This window comes from Kitasatospora sp. NPDC058478, from assembly GCF_042720345.1.
Lineage (GTDB): Bacteria > Actinomycetota > Actinomycetes > Streptomycetales > Streptomycetaceae > Kitasatospora.
Map to the genome: position 1 here is coordinate 54,459 of NZ_JBHXML010000029.1, position 15,575 is coordinate 70,033.

At 72.5% G+C, this 15,575-nt stretch carries 11 protein-coding genes; 8 read left to right on the top strand and 3 right to left on the bottom strand.

All coding sequences use genetic code 11. The features are described 5' to 3' along the window. Nucleotides 1-58 precede the first annotated feature (58 nt). Nucleotides 59-952: a HipA family kinase gene (locus ACFWPT_RS18085; RefSeq protein ID WP_380482699.1), complete on the top strand. Its 894-nt coding sequence runs from the start codon at nt 59-61 to the stop codon at nt 950-952. Between the two features lie 130 nt (nt 953-1,082). Here the strand turns inward: ACFWPT_RS18085 and ACFWPT_RS18090 are convergent, their stop codons facing one another. The 3 genes from ACFWPT_RS18090 to ACFWPT_RS18100 form a co-directional block, all read right to left on the bottom strand. Continuing rightward, on the bottom strand, nt 1,083-2,570 hold the full coding sequence (locus ACFWPT_RS18090; protein ID WP_380376432.1) for a S8 family serine peptidase: 1,488 nt from the start codon (nt 2,568-2,570) through the stop codon (nt 1,083-1,085). Nucleotides 2,571-2,778: 208 nt separating this feature from the next. Continuing rightward, complete coding sequence (locus ACFWPT_RS18095) at nt 2,779-3,915, bottom strand: amidohydrolase family protein (protein WP_380482701.1); 1,137 nt, start codon at nt 3,913-3,915, stop codon at nt 2,779-2,781. A gap of 3 nt (nt 3,916-3,918) precedes the next feature. Then, on the bottom strand, nt 3,919-5,373 hold the full coding sequence (locus ACFWPT_RS18100) for a glutamine synthetase (RefSeq protein WP_380482703.1): 1,455 nt from the start codon (nt 5,371-5,373) through the stop codon (nt 3,919-3,921). Between the two features lie 530 nt (nt 5,374-5,903). On the opposite strand from ACFWPT_RS18100, the gene ACFWPT_RS18105 reads away from it, so the two are divergent. From ACFWPT_RS18105 to ACFWPT_RS18135, 7 genes are all read left to right on the top strand, one after another. Further along, a complete protein-coding gene (locus ACFWPT_RS18105) occupies nt 5,904-7,679 on the top strand; it encodes a 3-hydroxyacyl-CoA dehydrogenase family protein (RefSeq protein WP_380482705.1) in 1,776 nt (591 codons plus the stop codon). Nucleotides 7,680-7,888: 209 nt separating this feature from the next. Continuing rightward, nucleotides 7,889-8,809, top strand: a complete 921-nt coding sequence (locus ACFWPT_RS18110) for a TetR family transcriptional regulator (protein ID WP_371519426.1) — start codon at nt 7,889-7,891, stop codon at nt 8,807-8,809. 366 nt (nt 8,810-9,175) lie between these two features. Then, the gene (gene ccrA, locus ACFWPT_RS18115) at nt 9,176-10,513 is read left to right on the top strand and encodes a crotonyl-CoA carboxylase/reductase (RefSeq protein WP_380376421.1); all 1,338 of its coding nucleotides are present in this window, start codon (nt 9,176-9,178) and stop codon (nt 10,511-10,513) included. A gap of 10 nt (nt 10,514-10,523) precedes the next feature. After that, nucleotides 10,524-12,551 carry a protein meaA gene (locus ACFWPT_RS18120; RefSeq protein ID WP_063349594.1) on the top strand — a complete coding sequence of 676 codons (2,028 nt, stop codon included), beginning with the start codon at nt 10,524-10,526 and terminating at the stop codon, nt 12,549-12,551. A 27-nt stretch (nt 12,552-12,578) separates the two neighbouring features. Further along, nucleotides 12,579-13,541 carry a CoA ester lyase gene (locus ACFWPT_RS18125; protein WP_363369053.1) on the top strand — a complete coding sequence of 321 codons (963 nt, stop codon included), beginning with the start codon at nt 12,579-12,581 and terminating at the stop codon, nt 13,539-13,541. Between the two features lie 11 nt (nt 13,542-13,552). Next, nucleotides 13,553-14,056 carry a MaoC family dehydratase gene (locus tag ACFWPT_RS18130; protein ID WP_380376418.1) on the top strand — a complete coding sequence of 168 codons (504 nt, stop codon included), beginning with the start codon at nt 13,553-13,555 and terminating at the stop codon, nt 14,054-14,056. A 165-nt stretch (nt 14,057-14,221) separates the two neighbouring features. After that, nucleotides 14,222-15,424, top strand: coding sequence for an acyl-CoA dehydrogenase family protein (locus ACFWPT_RS18135; RefSeq protein ID WP_063349591.1), 1,203 nt, complete (start codon nt 14,222-14,224; stop codon nt 15,422-15,424). Nucleotides 15,425-15,575: the final 151 nt, after the last annotated feature.

Here is a 15,575-nt window from a genome sequence, read left to right on the forward strand (position 1 = left end):
GCGCAGGCCGACCGGACGGCCCGCAGAGGTGGCGGGGCGGCGGGATAGGGTGGCCGGTGTGCTCGATCTGGTGACAGCAGTGCGCTACGTCGACCCGCTGCGGTCCGGCGGTTCCGTCCCCGGTGTGGTGGAGACCGACGACCTGGGAACCTACGTGGTCAAGTTCACCGGCGCCGCGCAGGGCCGCAAGGCGCTGGTCGCGGAGGTGATCGTCGGCGAGCTGGCCCGGCGGCTCGGCCTGCGCGTCCCCGAGCTGCGGCTGGTGGACTTCGATCCGGCCGTCGCCGCGGACGAGCCCGACACCGAGATCCAGGACATGCTCAAGGCCAGCGGCGGCCTCAACCTCGGGATGGACCTGCTGCCCGGCGCGCGGGACTACCGGCCGGGCATGATCCCGGTGGACTCCGCCGAGGCCGGGCGGGTGGTCTGGCTGGACGCCCTCACCGGCAACGTCGACCGCACCGTCCACAACCCCAACCTGGTGGTCTGGCACGGACGGCTCTGGCTGATCGACAACGGCGCCGCGCTGATCTTCCACCACCGCTGGGCCACCGCCGAGGCGGCGGTCGGCAAGCGCTACGACCTCAGCGCGCACGCGCTGGGCGGCGCGGCCCCGGACGTCCGGCTGGCCGACGAGGAGCTCGGCCCGCTGGTCACCGTCGGCCTGCTGGAGGAGGTGCTGGCGCTCGTCCCGGACGAGTGGCTGGCCGACGAGCCCGGCTTCGACTCGGTGGCCGCCGTCCGGCACGCCTACGTGACCCACCTGGCCGCCCGGGTGGTGCTCTCCGCGCAGTGGCTCCCGGAGGGCTTCGCCACCCCCGAGCAGCTGCGCGAGGCCGAACGCCGCCGGGAGGCCCGGACGCGGGCCGGCCGGCCCGCCTGGCTCCGGGAAGTCCCGGACCTGCACGGCAAGCCGTCGGTGGAGACGGGCTGGGACCAGCACGTCGAATGAGTGGGCCGGGGCCCGCCCGTGGAAGTCAGCAGGGCGGGGCCCGGGCACGGAGGCCCGGAAACGACCGGGGAGCGGACCCGGATGGGCCCGCTCCCCGGCTCAGTGTTCAGGTGTCGCCGTGGTCAGCGCGTCAGCGCCACCACTGGACCGCCTTCTCGGCGTTGATGATGCCCGCGCCGTAGAAGCCGTTGTCGTCCGCGCCGCCCTCGCAGGTGGCCTTGTACGCGCCGGTGCCGCCCGGGTTGTACTCGCCGGTCGGGCAGGGGTGCGACTCCGCCTGGTTGGTGAGCAGCTCGGTCAGCTCGTCCGGGTTGGCCCACGGGAAGGTGCTGGCGAGCAGCGCGACCACGCCGACGACGTGCGGGGTGGCCATCGAAGTGCCCTGCATGTAGCCGTACTTGTTGCCCGGGATGGTGGAGAGGATCCGGCCGTCCTTGTCCGGGGTGTCCGGGAGCTGGTAGCGGCGGTCGCCACCCGGCGCGGCGACGGTCACGACGCCCTTGCCGTAGCTGGAGTAGTACGCCTTGTCGCCCTTGACGCCCACCGAGGAGACGGCGATGACGCCGGGCAGCTCGGTCGGCAGCGACAGGCAGTCGTTGGTGACCGGGCGGGTCACCTTGGTGGTGTCGTCCGGGCTGGCGACGTCAACGGTCTTGTGCGCCAGGTCGATGTTCTCGTTGCCCGCCGCGGCGACGTTGAGGACGCCCTTGCGCTGCGAGAACGAGACCGCCTTGCGGACGGCGGCGCTGATCGCGGCCTGGTCCTTGTCGTTCGGGCAGTTGAACATCCACGGGTCGACGTAGTAGCTGTTGTTGGTCACCTTGAACTGGTGCTCACCGGCCCACACGAAGCCGCAGATCGCGTACTCGGGGTAGATGAACCCGCCGTCGTCGACGACCTTGACCGCGGCCAGCTTCACGTTCGGGGCGATGCCGACGACGCCCTTGCCGTTCTTGGCGGCGCCGATCGTGCCGGCCACGTGGGTGCCGTGGTCGCTGGTGGTGGGCTGCCAGGACTTCCAGTCGGTGTTCGGCTTGCCGCCGTCGATGCAGGAGACCGACTGCGAGGCGTCCACGTTGGCGGCCAGGTCCTCGTGCGTCGCGTCGATACCGGAGTCCAGCACGCCGACGGTGACGTTGCGGCTGCCGAGCGAGAGCTTGTGCGCCTTGTCGACACCGATCTGGCGCATGTCCCACTGGTTGGCCTCGTACGGCTCCTGACCGGCGGCGGGCGCGGCGGAGGGCTCGGCGGCGACGTCGGCCTTGGCCTGGTCGGCGGCGGTGATGCCCTTGGTGCGGCTGGCACCGACGGAGTCGACGCCCTTGGCCTGACGCAGCTTCTGCGCGAACGCGGTGTCGTCCGAGCGGGCGATGACGACGCCGATCTGCTCGTACGAGTACACCACCGAGCCGCCGAGGGCGGTGATCGCCTTCTCGACCTTCTGCACCTGGCCGTGGTTGGCCTTGGTGTTGACGACGTAGCTGAGCAGCGGACCGGTCGTCGAGCCCGCCGAGGGGGCCGCGACGGCGGTGCCGGCCGGGAGCGCGAGGGCGCCGGCGGTGGCGAGCACGAGGCCCACCGCCGCGAACCGGGTCCGGCTGATCCGAGGAACTCTCATAGGGGTTGGCCCTCCCGAGTCGTCATGCGGCAGCTGCGGTGTGGCAGGTGCGCCTGGAATGATCGGGACGCTAATGAATATTCGCTGATAAGCGCAAGAGGTAGTCATCTAATCGTCACATGTTGGCCAACATCGGAACCGAGGAGTCCGGAGGCCCAACATGTCAACAGAATTGAAGAGTGTTAAAAAGTGATGGTCCGCCGACGTGCTACGGTGCGCCGGGCAGTGAGTACAGCGTCCGGGCGTTGTCGGCGGCGACCAGCCGGGCCAGCCGCTGCGCGTCCGCCGCCGAACAGGCGCCACCCGCCTGCCAGTCGGCCAGCACCGCCCCCAGTCCGTACCGGAACTGGGCGGCGCCCACCAGGTACAACTCGGGCAGCCCGTACGCGTCGGTGGAGAACAACAGCTTGCCGAACGGCGCCAGTTCCAGCATCTCGCCCAGCACCGCAGCCACCCGCGGGCCGGTGTAGGAGGCGGTCAGCCCGAGGTCGGTGTACACCGTCGGGAAGGCCTGGGCCAGCCACCCGGCCTGGCGGTGGTACGGGTAGCAGTGCAGCAGCACCAGCGGGACGCCGCTCGGCTCGGCGCCGCGCACGAAACCGGTCAGCAGCGACGGATCGGCCCGGTGCAGGGTGAGGTCGGGATCGCCGAAGCCGGTGTGGAGTTGGAGCGGCAGGCCCAGCCCGGCACAGACGTCCACGGCCGTCCAGAGCAGGTGGTGCAGCAGCACCGGATCGGCCAGCCGGCCCCGCCCGCCGCGCAGCCAGGCGCCGGCCGCGGCCACCACGGCCGCCCGCGCGGGCCGTTCGGCGGGGGCGGCCAGGCCGTGCCGGTAGGCGAGCACCGACTTGACCGCGACCGCACCCGCGGCGGCCGCCGCCAGCGCCTCCCCGACGGCCTGCGGCCAGGACTCGGCCGGGCCCGCCACCGCCTCGGCCACCGACTCCAGCCGGACCACCTCGTGCACCACCGCCCCGGCGACCGCGGCGAGTTCGCCGAGCGGCAGCAGCGGAAGGCCCGCGGCGGCGGTCAGCCCGGTGTCCACCAGGCAGGTGTCCAGCCCGGCCGCGGCCAGCAGCCGACGGGTGGCCTCGGCGCCGCCCAGCTCCCGCCGCCGGGCCAGGTAGTCGGCGGCCGGGGCGTGCGCGGGCAGGCCGAGGACGGGCGGGCACCAGCGCCGGACGGCCAGGCCGAGCGCGCTGTCGAAGGGCGAACAGCCGGGTGCGGGCGGCCGGTCGGACTCGGTGAGCAGCCCGGCCAGGGCGTCGTCGGCGAGGTCGGCCGCCACCACGCTGTGGCAGTGGTGGTCGACCAGCGCGGGCACCGCCGGGGCCCCGGCGTGCACCGGTCAGTACCGCCAGCGGGTGGCGGCGACCAGTTGCTCGGGGGTGGCGGCGGCGTACTGCTCGCCCTCCGCCCGGCGCACCGCCAGTACCGCCTCGTACAGCGGCCCGCCGAGCGCCTCGCGCAGCACCGACGAGCGCTCGTACGCGGCCAGCGCCTGCGCCGGTCCGGTCGGCAGCCGGGGCACCGCGCCGGGTTCGGCGGCGGCCGGGTCGCCGGTGAACTCCGGTGGCAGCTCCAGGTGTTGGTCGAGGCCGGAGAGACCGGCGGCGAGCACCGCGCCGACCGCCAGGTACGGATTGGCGCTGGCGTCGAAGCACTTGACCTCGGCGTTGGCGGCGTCGGCCCGCTCCCCCGTGGAGCCCGTCACCAGGCGCAGCGCGGCCTCGCGGTTCTCCAGGCCCCAGCACTGGTAGGCGCCGGCCCAGTGCGAGGGCACCAGCCGCAGGTAGCCGGCCGGGCTGGAGCAGCCCAGCACCAGGAGTTCGGGCAGCGCGCCGAGCACCCCGGCGAGGAAGCCCTCGGCCTCGGCGGTCAGGCCGTGCGGGCCGGGGCCGCCGTGGCCGAGGTTGCGGCCGTCCCGCCAGAGGCTCAGGTGCAGGTGCCCGCCGTTGCCGACCGCGCCGGGCTCGACCACGGGGGCGAAGGAGACCCGCAGGCCGTGCCGGGCGGAGACGGCCCGCACGGTGTGCCGGACCAGGACGGAGGTGTCGGCGGCGCCGACCGGGCCCTCGGGGGCCACCGAGACCTCGAACTGGCCCGGGGCGTACTCGGGGTGGATCTGCAGGACGGTCAGCCCCTGCTCGCCGAGGGCGCGCAGGACGTCCCGCAGGTAGTCGGTGAGGTCGGTGAGCCGGTGCATCCCGTACGCGGGGCCGTGCGTCGGGTACTGCGGCTCGTCCTGCGGGCCGCCGGCGAGGGCGACCACCCACTCGACCTCGATGCCGGCCCGCAGGGTCAGCCCGCGCTCGGCGGCCGCGGCCTCCATCCGGCGGGCGAACAGCCGCTGGCAGCCGGGGTGCGGGGTGCCGGCCTGGGTGTGCCGGTCCCCCGGGGCCCAGGCCCAGCCGGGCTGGGCGGCCAGCGGGACGACCCGGTCGAGGTCGGGGTAGAGCCGCAGGTCCCCGGTGGGGCCGCCGGTGCTCGGGCTGGTGGTGATGCCGTCGTCGGCGAGGAAGACGTCGAAGCAGGGTGCGGTACCGACGCCCCACTGCGCGGCGTGCACCAGGGCGCCCAGCGGGACGGCCTTGACCCGGGTGATGCCCGCGTTGTCCACCCAGGTGACGGCCACCGCGTCGACGGCGGCGGTGCGCAGCCGGTCGACGGCGGCCTCGGCCTGTTCGACGCGCGCGGCGCGCGGGGGCAGCGTGACGGCGGCGAGGTGCCCGCCGAGGCCTCCGGCCGGGCCGGTGGAGCCGGAGGCGGACGCGGCGGGGCCGGCGGCGGTTCCGAGGGTCATGCCCCCATGCTGCCCCGCCCGCCGCGGCCGGGTAACTCCCCTATCGGGTGGTCCCCGTGGACGCCCGTCCGCCCGTTCACCCGTTCGGGCCGCCGCCGGACCCCGCCCCGCCGTCCGGATGCCTTTTGTGACGCCCGCACCCCTTCCTACTCGCGGGTAGCTTCGCTACAGTGGCCGGACGCACCACCGCCGGGCTACGGGAGCCGCACCGGCGGGGGCCTGCGGTCGCCGTGTCCACGGCGGGCGCGCGGTGCGTCATTCACCGGCCGGCGCCGCGAACCGCGGCGGGCCGGGTCTCCTTCCTCGTATCAGAGCCGCTTCCTTTCACCCTTGAGCGCCTGAGCACCACGGCACACCCCTCAGTTCGGCCGGAGCGGACCGGCCGCCGGGGCCGTGTGCCGGAACCCGTCATCTCCCCAGCCCCGCGCGCGGACCCTCCCCCGGCGGCGGCCGCCCCCGCCGCACGCGCGGGCGCGGCGGCCCGCCCGCCGGGGCGTGCGCGGGCCCTTCAGGACTAGGAGTCAGGACAGATGGAGCGTCCCTTTTCCACGGTCGCCGTCGTCGGCCTCGGCACGATGGGTGCCGGTGTCGCGGTGGCCGTCGCCAGGAGCGGCCGCCGGGTGATCGGCATCGAGGCCACCGAGGACTCTGCCGCCCGGGCACTGGCCCGGATCGAGGAGGCGACCGCGCACGCGGTCGACCGGGAGCGGATCACCGCCGGGGAGCGCACCGCGCTGCTGGCGCTGATCTCGGTCGGCCACGAGCTGTCGGCCGCCGCCGGGGCCGAGCTGGTGGTCGAGGAGGTGCCCGAGCAGCTGGAGCTGAAGCGGGAGCTCTTCGCCGAGCTGGACCGGATCTGCCCGGCGGGGACGGTGCTGGCCACCGGCACCACCGCGCTCTCGGTGACCCGGATCGCCGCCGCGACCGCCCGCCCGGAGCGGGTGCTGGGCCTGCACTTCTTCAACCCGGTGCACAGCATGAAGCTGGTCGAGGTGGTCCGCACGGTGCTGACCTCCCCGCAGGTCGCCGAGGACGCCGCCGCGTTCGCCCGGGACCTCGGCAAGGAGCCGGTGGCGGCCGGCGACCGGGCCGGCTTCGTGGTCAACGGCCTGCTGTTCGCGTACCTGAACCAGGCCGCCGCGATGTACGAGTCCAAGTACGCCTCCCGGGAGGACATCGACGCCGCGATGCGGCTCGGCTGCGGCCTGCCGATGGGCCCGCTGGCGCTGCTCGACCTGATCGGCGTGGACACCGCGCGGACCGTCCTGGAGGCGATGTACGAGCAGTCCCGGGACCGCCTGCACGCGCCCGCCCCGATCCTCGGCCAGCTGGTCGCGGCCGGGCTGCTGGGCCGCAAGTCCGGCCGCGGCTTCTACACCTACGAGGCGCCCGGCTCGTCCAGGGCCGTCGACGCGGCGACCGGCCCGGCGCGGCCCGCGGTGGCGGGCCGGGAGGTCCGCACGGTCGGCGTCTGCGGCTCGGGCACCATGGCGACCGGCATCGCCGAGGTCTTCGCCAAGGCCGGCCGCCCGGTGCTGCTGGCCGCCCGCAGCCAGGAGAAGGCCGACCGGGCCAAGGCGCAGCTGGCGAAGTCGCTGGCGCGCGCGGTCGACCGGGGCCGGCTGAGCGCGCAGGCGCGGGACGCCGCGCTGGCGCTGGTCACCCCGGTCGGCCAGTACGCCGAACTGGCCGACGTGGACCTGGTGATCGAGGCGGTGGCCGAGGACCTGGCGGTCAAGCGCGAGCTGTTCGCCACCCTGGACAAGATCGTCAGGCCGGGCGTGGTGCTCGCCACCACCACCTCCTCGCTGCCGGTGATCAGCTGCGCGACCGCCACCTCGCGGCCGCAGGACGTGATCGGCATGCACTTCTTCAACCCGGCGCCGGCCATGAAGCTGGTCGAGGTGGTCTCCACCGTGCTGACCGCGCCGGACGTCACCGCGACCGTGCTGGAGCTGACCGCCGAGGTCCGCAAGCACCCGGTGGAGTGCGGCGACCGGGCCGGCTTCATCGTCAACGCGCTGCTCTTCCCCTACCTGAACGACGCGGTGCGGATGCTCCAGGAGCACTACGCGACGGTGGACGACATCGACACCGCGATGAAGCTGGGCTGCGGCTACCCGATGGGCCCGTTCGAGCTGTTGGACGTGGTCGGCCTGGACGTCTCGCTGACCATCGAGCAGGTGCTGCACCAGGAGTTCCGCGAGCCGGGCCTGGCGGCCGCACCGCTGCTGGAGCACCTGGTCGCCGCCGGCTGCCTGGGCCGCAAGACCGGCCGCGGCTTCCGCGACCACGCGCGCCGGTGACCACGCCAGCTGCCGGGGGCGCCGCCGCGCGCGAGGCGGCGCCGCCCGGGGCCGGGCCGTCCGCGGCCGGGTCGGGCCCGGTCAGACCGGGCTGGAGCCCGGGGACGGTGTCCGCGCGCTGGCCCAGACCGGCCGTCACCGGCCCGGTCGCACCGGTCCGTCGGGGAAGGGCCGCGGCCGAACCGCCGGGGCCGTGTAGCGTTCCGGACATGGATCGGGTTCAGTCAGCCACCCCGCAGCACTCCGCCGGACCGCGCGGCGCCGACCGGACGGCCTCCTCGACCGGGGGCACCGGGCCGGAAGGGGGGCCGGGCAGCCGCCGGGCGGCGGCGCAGCGCCAGCAGATGCGTCAGGACCTGGCCACGGCCGCGATGGAGCTGTTCTCCTCGCAGGGCTACGAGGAGACCACGGTCGACCAGATCGCGGCCGCCGCCGGGGTGGCCCGGCGGACCTTCTTCCGGTACTTCCGGTCGAAGGAGGAGGCGATCTTCCCGGACCACGACGACACCCTCGTCCGGGTGGCCGACCTGCTGGCCAGCGCCGAGCCGGAGGAGCACCCGCTGGACGTGGTCTGCCGCGGCATCAAGGAGGTGCTGCGGATGTACGCCTCGACGCCGGGGGTGTCGGTCGCGCGGTACCAGCTGATCCGTCAGGTCCCGGCGCTGCGCGAGCGGGAGATCGCCGTGGTGGCCCGGTACGAGCGGCTGTTCACCCGGTACCTGCTGGGCCGCTTCGACACCGGCGAGTCCATCCCGTCGGGCTGGCAGCGCGGCGGCGAGGACGACTCGATGCTGGCCGAGGTGTCGGCGGCGGCGGTCGTCGCGGCGCACAACCACGTGCTGCGGCGCTGGCTGCGGGCCGGCGGGCGCGGGGACGTGGAGGCGCAGCTGGACCACTCCTTCGAGGTGATCCGGCGGACCTTCTGGGCCGCCAGCACGCCGGGTGCCAGACGCCGCGGCTCCCTGGTGGCACCGGGTGCCAATGGGGCTCCCGGTGACGTGCTGGCCGAGAGCGCACTGAGTGCCAGTCCTGGAGGTGAGGTGCTCATCACAGTCGCCCGGACGGACGCTCCGCTAGACGTGGTGGTGGACAGCATCCGGGCCGCACTGAGTGGCGCCAGGGAGTCCTGAGGTCACCATCTAGCCAGGTCAGAGCGATATCGAGGGCCCGCGTCGAGCAGTCGGCGCGGGCCCTTTCGGCGTCCGCCGCAGCGCGTTCGAGGGCCGCTCCAGGGCGCCGGAATTCGTGACACCCGGTGTCTTTACGAGTGGCACAGGGTGCCACTACCTTGTTACTCACCAGTCGCGGCGCCGCGGCTCCCCACCTCGGCGCGCCGTCGTCCGGCGTTCCCACACCCCGGGAGCAGTGCGCGTTCGGCCCGGTCCACCCCGGGCGCCCAGCCCGACCACCACCACCCACCTCAGCGAAGCCGGTGTCCGCTCCCGGCTACCCCAGACGCCCTGTGCCCTCACACAGGTACGCCTTCGGAGGCAGCCATGCAGGAAATCCTCGACGCGATCCTCAGCAACGACGCCACGTCGGAGGACTTCGCCGCCGTCAAGCTTCCCGAGTCCTACCGAGCGGTGACGCTCCACAAGGACGAGGAGCAGCTGTTCGCGGGCCTCGACAGCCGCGACAAGGACCCCCGCAAGTCCCTTCACCTCGACGAGGTCGCCCTGCCCGAGCTGGGCCCCGGCGAGGCCCTGGTCGCCGTCATGGCCAGCGCGGTGAACTACAACACCGTCTGGAGCTCGATCTTCGAGCCGGTCTCCACCTTCTCCTTCCTGGAGCGCTACGGCCGACTGTCGCCGCTCACCAAGCGCCACGACCTGCCGTACCACGTCCTCGGCTCCGACCTCGCGGGCGTGGTGCTGCGCACCGGCGCCGGCGTCAACGCCTGGAAGCCCGGCGACGAGGTCGTCGCGCACTGCCTCTCCGTCGAGCTGGAGTCCCCGGACGGCCACAACGACACGATGATGGACCCGGAGCAGCGCATCTGGGGCTTCGAGACCAACTTCGGCGGGCTGGCCCAGATCGCCCTGGTGAAGACCAACCAGCTGCTGCCCAAGCCCAAGCACCTCACCTGGGAGGAGGCCGCCTCCCCCGGCCTGGTCAACTCCACCGCGTACCGCCAGCTGGTCTCGCGCAACGGCGCCGGCATGAAGCAGGGCGACAACGTGCTGATCTGGGGCGCCAGCGGCGGCCTCGGCTCGTACGCCACCCAGTACGCGCTGGCCGGCGGCGCCACCCCGATCTGCGTGGTCTCCAACGACCAGAAGGCCGGGATCTGCCGCGCCATGGGCGCCGAGGCGATCATCGACCGCTCCGCCGAGGGCTACCGGTTCTGGAAGGACGAGCACACCCAGGACCCGCGCGAGTGGAAGCGCCTGGGCGCGAAGATCCGCGAGTTCACCGGCGGCGAGGACGTCGACATCGTCTTCGAGCACCCGGGCCGGGAGACCTTCGGCGCCTCGGTGTACGTCACCCGCAAGGGCGGCACCATCGTCACCTGCGCCTCCACCTCCGGCTTCATGCACCAGTACGACAACCGCTACCTGTGGATGTCGCTCAAGCGCATCGTCGGCTCGCACTTCGCCAACTACCGCGAGGCCTTCGAGGCCAACCGCCTGATCGCCAAGGGCAAGATCCACCCGACCCTGTCCAAGGTCTACTCCCTGGAGGAGACCGGCCAGGCCGCCCTCGACGTGCACCACAACAAGCACCAGGGCAAGGTCGGCGTGCTCTGCCTGGCGCCGGAGGAGGGCCTGGGCGTGCGCGACCACGCGCTGCGCGAGCTGCACCTGCCGGCGATCAACCGCTTCCGGAACGTCTGAGGCCCATCCGATGACCGATCAGCACGAGCGCGACCGCCCCTGGCTGATGCGCACCTACGCCGGGCACTCCACCGCGAGCGACTCCAACGCGCTCTACCGGCGGAACCTGGCGAAGGGCCAGACGGGCCTGTCCGTCGCCTTCGACCTGCCGACCCAGACCGGCTACGACTCCGACCACCTCCTCGCCCGCGGCGAGGTGGGCCGGGTCGGCGTCCCGGTCGGCCACGTCGGCGACATGCGCACCCTGTTCGACGGCATCCCGCTCGAACAGACCAACACCTCCATGACGATCAACGCCACCGCGATGTGGCTGCTGGCGCTCTACCAGGTGGTCGCCGAGGAGCAGGGCGCCGACATCGCCAAGCTCACCGGCACCACCCAGAACGACATCGTCAAGGAGTACCTGTCGCGCGGGACGCACGTCTTCCCGCCCGGCCCCTCGGTGCGCCTGATCACCGACATGATCGCCTACACCGTCGGCCGCATCCCCAAGTGGAACCCGATCAACATCTGCAGCTACCACCTGCAGGAGGCCGGGGCCACGCCCGTCCAGGAGATCGCCTACGCGATGTGCACCGCCATCTCGGTGCTCGACGCCGTCCGCGACTCCGGCCAGGTGCCGGCCGAGCGGATGGGCGAGGTGGTCGCCCGGATCTCCTTCTTCGTCAACGCCGGCGTGCGCTTCGTCGAGGAGATGTGCAAGATGCGCGCCTTCGCCCAGCTGTGGGAGAAGGTCACGCTGGAGCGCTACGGCGTCCAGGACCCGAAGCAGCGCCGCTTCCGCTACGGCGTCCAGGTCAACTCGCTCGGCCTGACCGAGGCCCAGCCGGAGAACAACGTCCAGCGGATCGTCCTGGAGATGCTGGCCGTCACCCTCTCCAAGGACGCCCGCGCCCGCGCCGTCCAACTGCCCGCCTGGAACGAGGCGCTGGGCCTGCCCCGGCCCTGGGACCAGCAGTGGTCGCTGCGGATCCAGCAGGTGCTGGCCTACGAGTCGGACCTGCTGGAGTACGGCGACCTCTTCAACGGCTCCGAGGTGATCGAGGCCAAGACCGCCGACCTGCTGGCCGGCGCCGAGGCGGAGATCGCCAAGGTGCTGGCGATGGGCGGGGTCATTCCCGCCGTGGAGTCCGGCTACCTGAAGTCCAACCTGGTCTCCTCGCACGCCGCGCGGCGGGCCCGGATCGAGTCCGGCGAGGACAAGATCGTCGGCGTCAACTGCTTCGACACCACCGAGGAGAGCCCGCTCACGGCCGACCTCGACACCGCCATCATGGTCGTCGACCCGGCCTCCGAGCAGTCCGTGCTCGCCGCCCTGGAGGCCTGGCGCGGACAGCGCGACGAGGCCGCCGTCCAGACCGCGCTGGCCGAGCTCAAGGCCACCGCGGCCACCGACGCCAACCTGGTGCCGGCCACGCTCGCCTGCGCCCGGGCCGGCGTCACCACCGGCGAGTGGGCCTTCGCCCTGCGCGAGGTCTTCGGCGAGTACCGCGCGCCCACCGGCGTCGGCGGCGCCCCGGTCGCGGTGGCCGCCGAACCCGGCGGGGAACTGGCCGCGGTGCGCGCCGCCGTCGCCGCCACCGCCGAGGAACTGGGCTCCGGCAAACTGCGCCTGCTGGTCGGCAAGCCCGGCCTGGACGGACACTCCAACGGCGCCGAGCAGATCGCCGTCCGGGCCCGCGACGCCGGGTTCGAGGTGGTCTACCAGGGCATCCGGCTGACCCCCGAGCAGATCGTCTCCGCCGCCGTCGCGGAGGACGTGCACTGCGTGGGCCTGTCGATCCTCTCCGGCGCCCACTGCGAGCTGGTGCCCGACGTCCTGCGCCGGCTGCGCCGGGCCGGGGTGCAGGATGTCCCGGTGATCGTGGGTGGCATCATCCCGGCAGCGGACGGCGAGGCCCTCAAGGCCGCCGGCGTCGCCGCCGTGTTCACCCCGAAGGACTTCGGCATCACCACCATCATCGGCCGGATCGTGGACGAGATCCGGCTCGCCAACAAGCTCCAGCCCTGGACGCCCGCACCCGCGCCCACCAGCTGACCACTGGGAAGGAACCGACCCACCCTCATGGCTACCGTCAACCGTCTGCGCCCGCGCCGCTCCTGCCTCGCCGTGCCCGGCAGCAACCCGCGCTTCCTGGAGAAGGCCCAGGGCCTCCCCGCCGACCAGGTCTTCCTCGACCTGGAGGACGCCTGCGCCCCCCTCGTCAAGGAGAGCGCCCGCCACCACATCGTCGACGCGCTCAACAACGGCGACTGGGGCGGCAAGACCCGCGTCGTCCGGGTCAACGACTGGACCACCCACTGGACCTACCGCGACGTGATCACCGTCGTCGAGGGCGCCGGCCCCAACCTCGACTGCATCATGCTGCCCAAGGTCCAGGACGCCGAGCAGGTCAAGGCGCTCGACCTGCTGCTCACCCAGATCGAGAAGACCATGGGCTTCGAGGTCGGCCGGATCGGCATCGAGGCACAGATCGAGAACGCCAAGGGCCTGGTCAACGTCGACGCCATCGCCGAGGCCTCGCCCCGGCTGGAGACCATCATCTTCGGCCCCGCCGACTTCATGGCCTCCATCAACATGAAGTCCCTGGTGGTCGGCGAGCAGCCGGCCGGCTACCCGGCCGACGCCTACCACTACATCCTGATGCGCATCCTGATGGCCGCCCGCGCCAACGACCTCCAGGCCATCGACGGCCCGTACCTGCAGATCCGCAACCAGGAGGGCTACCGCGAGGTCGCCCGGCGCGCCGCCGCCCTCGGCTTCGACGGCAAGTGGGTGCTCCACCCCGACCAGGTCGGCGCCGCGAACGAGATCTTCTCGCCCTCCCAGGAGGACTACGACCACGCCGAGCTGATCCTCGACGCCTACGACTGGTGCACCTCCGAGGCGGGCGGCGCCAAGGGCTCCGCGATGCTCGGCGACGAGATGATCGACGAGGCCAGCCGCAAGATGGCCCTGGTCATCGCCGGCAAGGGCCGGGCCGCCGGCCTGGAGCGCACCACCAAGTTCGAGATCCCGGAAAGCTGAGGCCCGCCGCGATGCAGTTCGGACGCACCTACGAGGAGTTCGAGGTCGGCGCGGTCTACAAGCACTGGCCCGGCAAGACCGTCACCGAGTACGACGACCACCTCTTCTGCCTGCTCACCATGAACCACCACCCGCTCCACCTGGACACCAACTACGCCGAGCGGACGACGGACTTCGGCAGGAACGTGGTGGTGGGCAACTACATCTACTCGCTGCTGCTGGGCATGTCCGTCCCGGACGTCTCCGGCAAGGCCATCGCCAACCTGGAGATCGAGTCGCTGCGGCACGTCGCACCGACCTTCCACGGCGACACCCTCTACGGCGAGACCACCGTGCTCGACAAGTGGCCGTCCAAGTCCAAGGACGACCGCGGCATCGTGTACGTCGAGACCAAGGGGTACAAGCAGGACGGCACGGTCGTCTGCATCTTCCGCCGCAAGGTGATGGTGCCGACCGGGACGTACATCAAGGAGCGCGGCGGCGAGCAGCCCGGCCGCCCGACTCCCCTTTCCTAGGGCCCCGGATTCCCTAGGCCCCGGGATCTCCCCAGACCCCGGAGGGGCCGGCCGCCGTCATCGGCCGACCCCCACCCGGAACGGGGGCCCTGCTGCCGCAGCCACGCCGGCAGGGCCCCCGGCAATCCCCCCCCCCCGCCCCCTCAAACCTTTCGGAGCCGCACGATGGGACGCCTGGCACAGACCGACGGCCTCACCGAGATCCAGCGGGACATCCTCGCCACCGTGCGGGATTTCGTCGACAAGGAGATCATTCCGGTCGCGACCGAGCTGGAACACAAGGACGAGTACCCGACCGCCATCGTCGAGGGGATGAAGCAGCTCGGCCTCTTCGGCCTCACCATCCCCGAGGAGTACGGCGGCCTCGGCGAGTCGCTGCTCACCTACGCCCTGGTGGTCGAGGAGATCGCCCGCGGCTGGATGAGCGTGTCCGGCATCGTCAACACCCACTTCATCGTGGCGCACATGATCAACGCCCACGGCACCCAGGAACAGAAGGACCACTTCCTGCCGAAGATGGCCGCCGGGGAAATCCGCGGCGCGTTCTCGATGTCCGAGCCCGGCCTCGGCTCCGACGTTTCGGCCATCTCCACCAAGGGCGTCAAGGACGGGGAGTTCTACGTCCTCAACGGCCAGAAGATGTGGCTCACCAACGGCGGCACCTCCACCCTCGTCGCGGTCCTGTGCAAGACCGACGAGGGCGGCAGCACCCCGTACAAGAACATGACCACCTTCCTGATCGAGAAGACCCCCGGATTCGGCCCGAACCCGACCGTCCCCGGCCTCACCGTGCCCGGGAAGATCGAGAAGATGGGCTACAAGGGCGTCGACACCACCGAACTGGTCCTCCAGGACGTCCGGATCCCGGCCGACCGCATCCTCGGCGGCGTCCCCGGGCGCGGCTTCTACCAGATGATGGACGGCGTCGAGGTCGGCCGCGTCAACGTCGCCGCCCGCGGCTGCGGCGTCGCCCGCCGCGCCTTCGAACTCGGCATCTCCTACGCCCAGCAGCGCTCCACCTTCGGCAAGAAGATCGCCGAGCACCAGGCCATCCAGTTCAAGCTCGCCGAGATGGCCACCAAGGTCGAGGCCGCCCACCAGATGATGGTCATGGCCGCCCGCAAGAAGGACGGCGGCGAGCGCAACGACCTCGAGGCCGGCATGGCCAAGTACCTCGCCTCCGAGTACTGCAAGGAGGTCGTCGAGGACGCCTTCCGCATCCACGGCGGCTACGGCTTCTCCAAGGAGTACGAGATCGAACGGCTCTACCGCGAGGCCCCGATGCTGCTCATCGGTGAAGGAACTGCGGAGATCCAGAAGATGATCGTCGGACGCCGGCTCCTGGAGGAGTACCGGATCGCGGAGTGAGCACCGGGTCACCCCGGCTCGACGAGCGGCCCCCGGGGCGCTCCGGGCCGGCTGGACGACCCCTTCCGAACCGCCGGTCGACGGGCGTGCGGGCCCGTCCCGGCCACCCGCCGTGCCCATCACGACCCCGGCCTGGTCCGCCTGGGTCCGG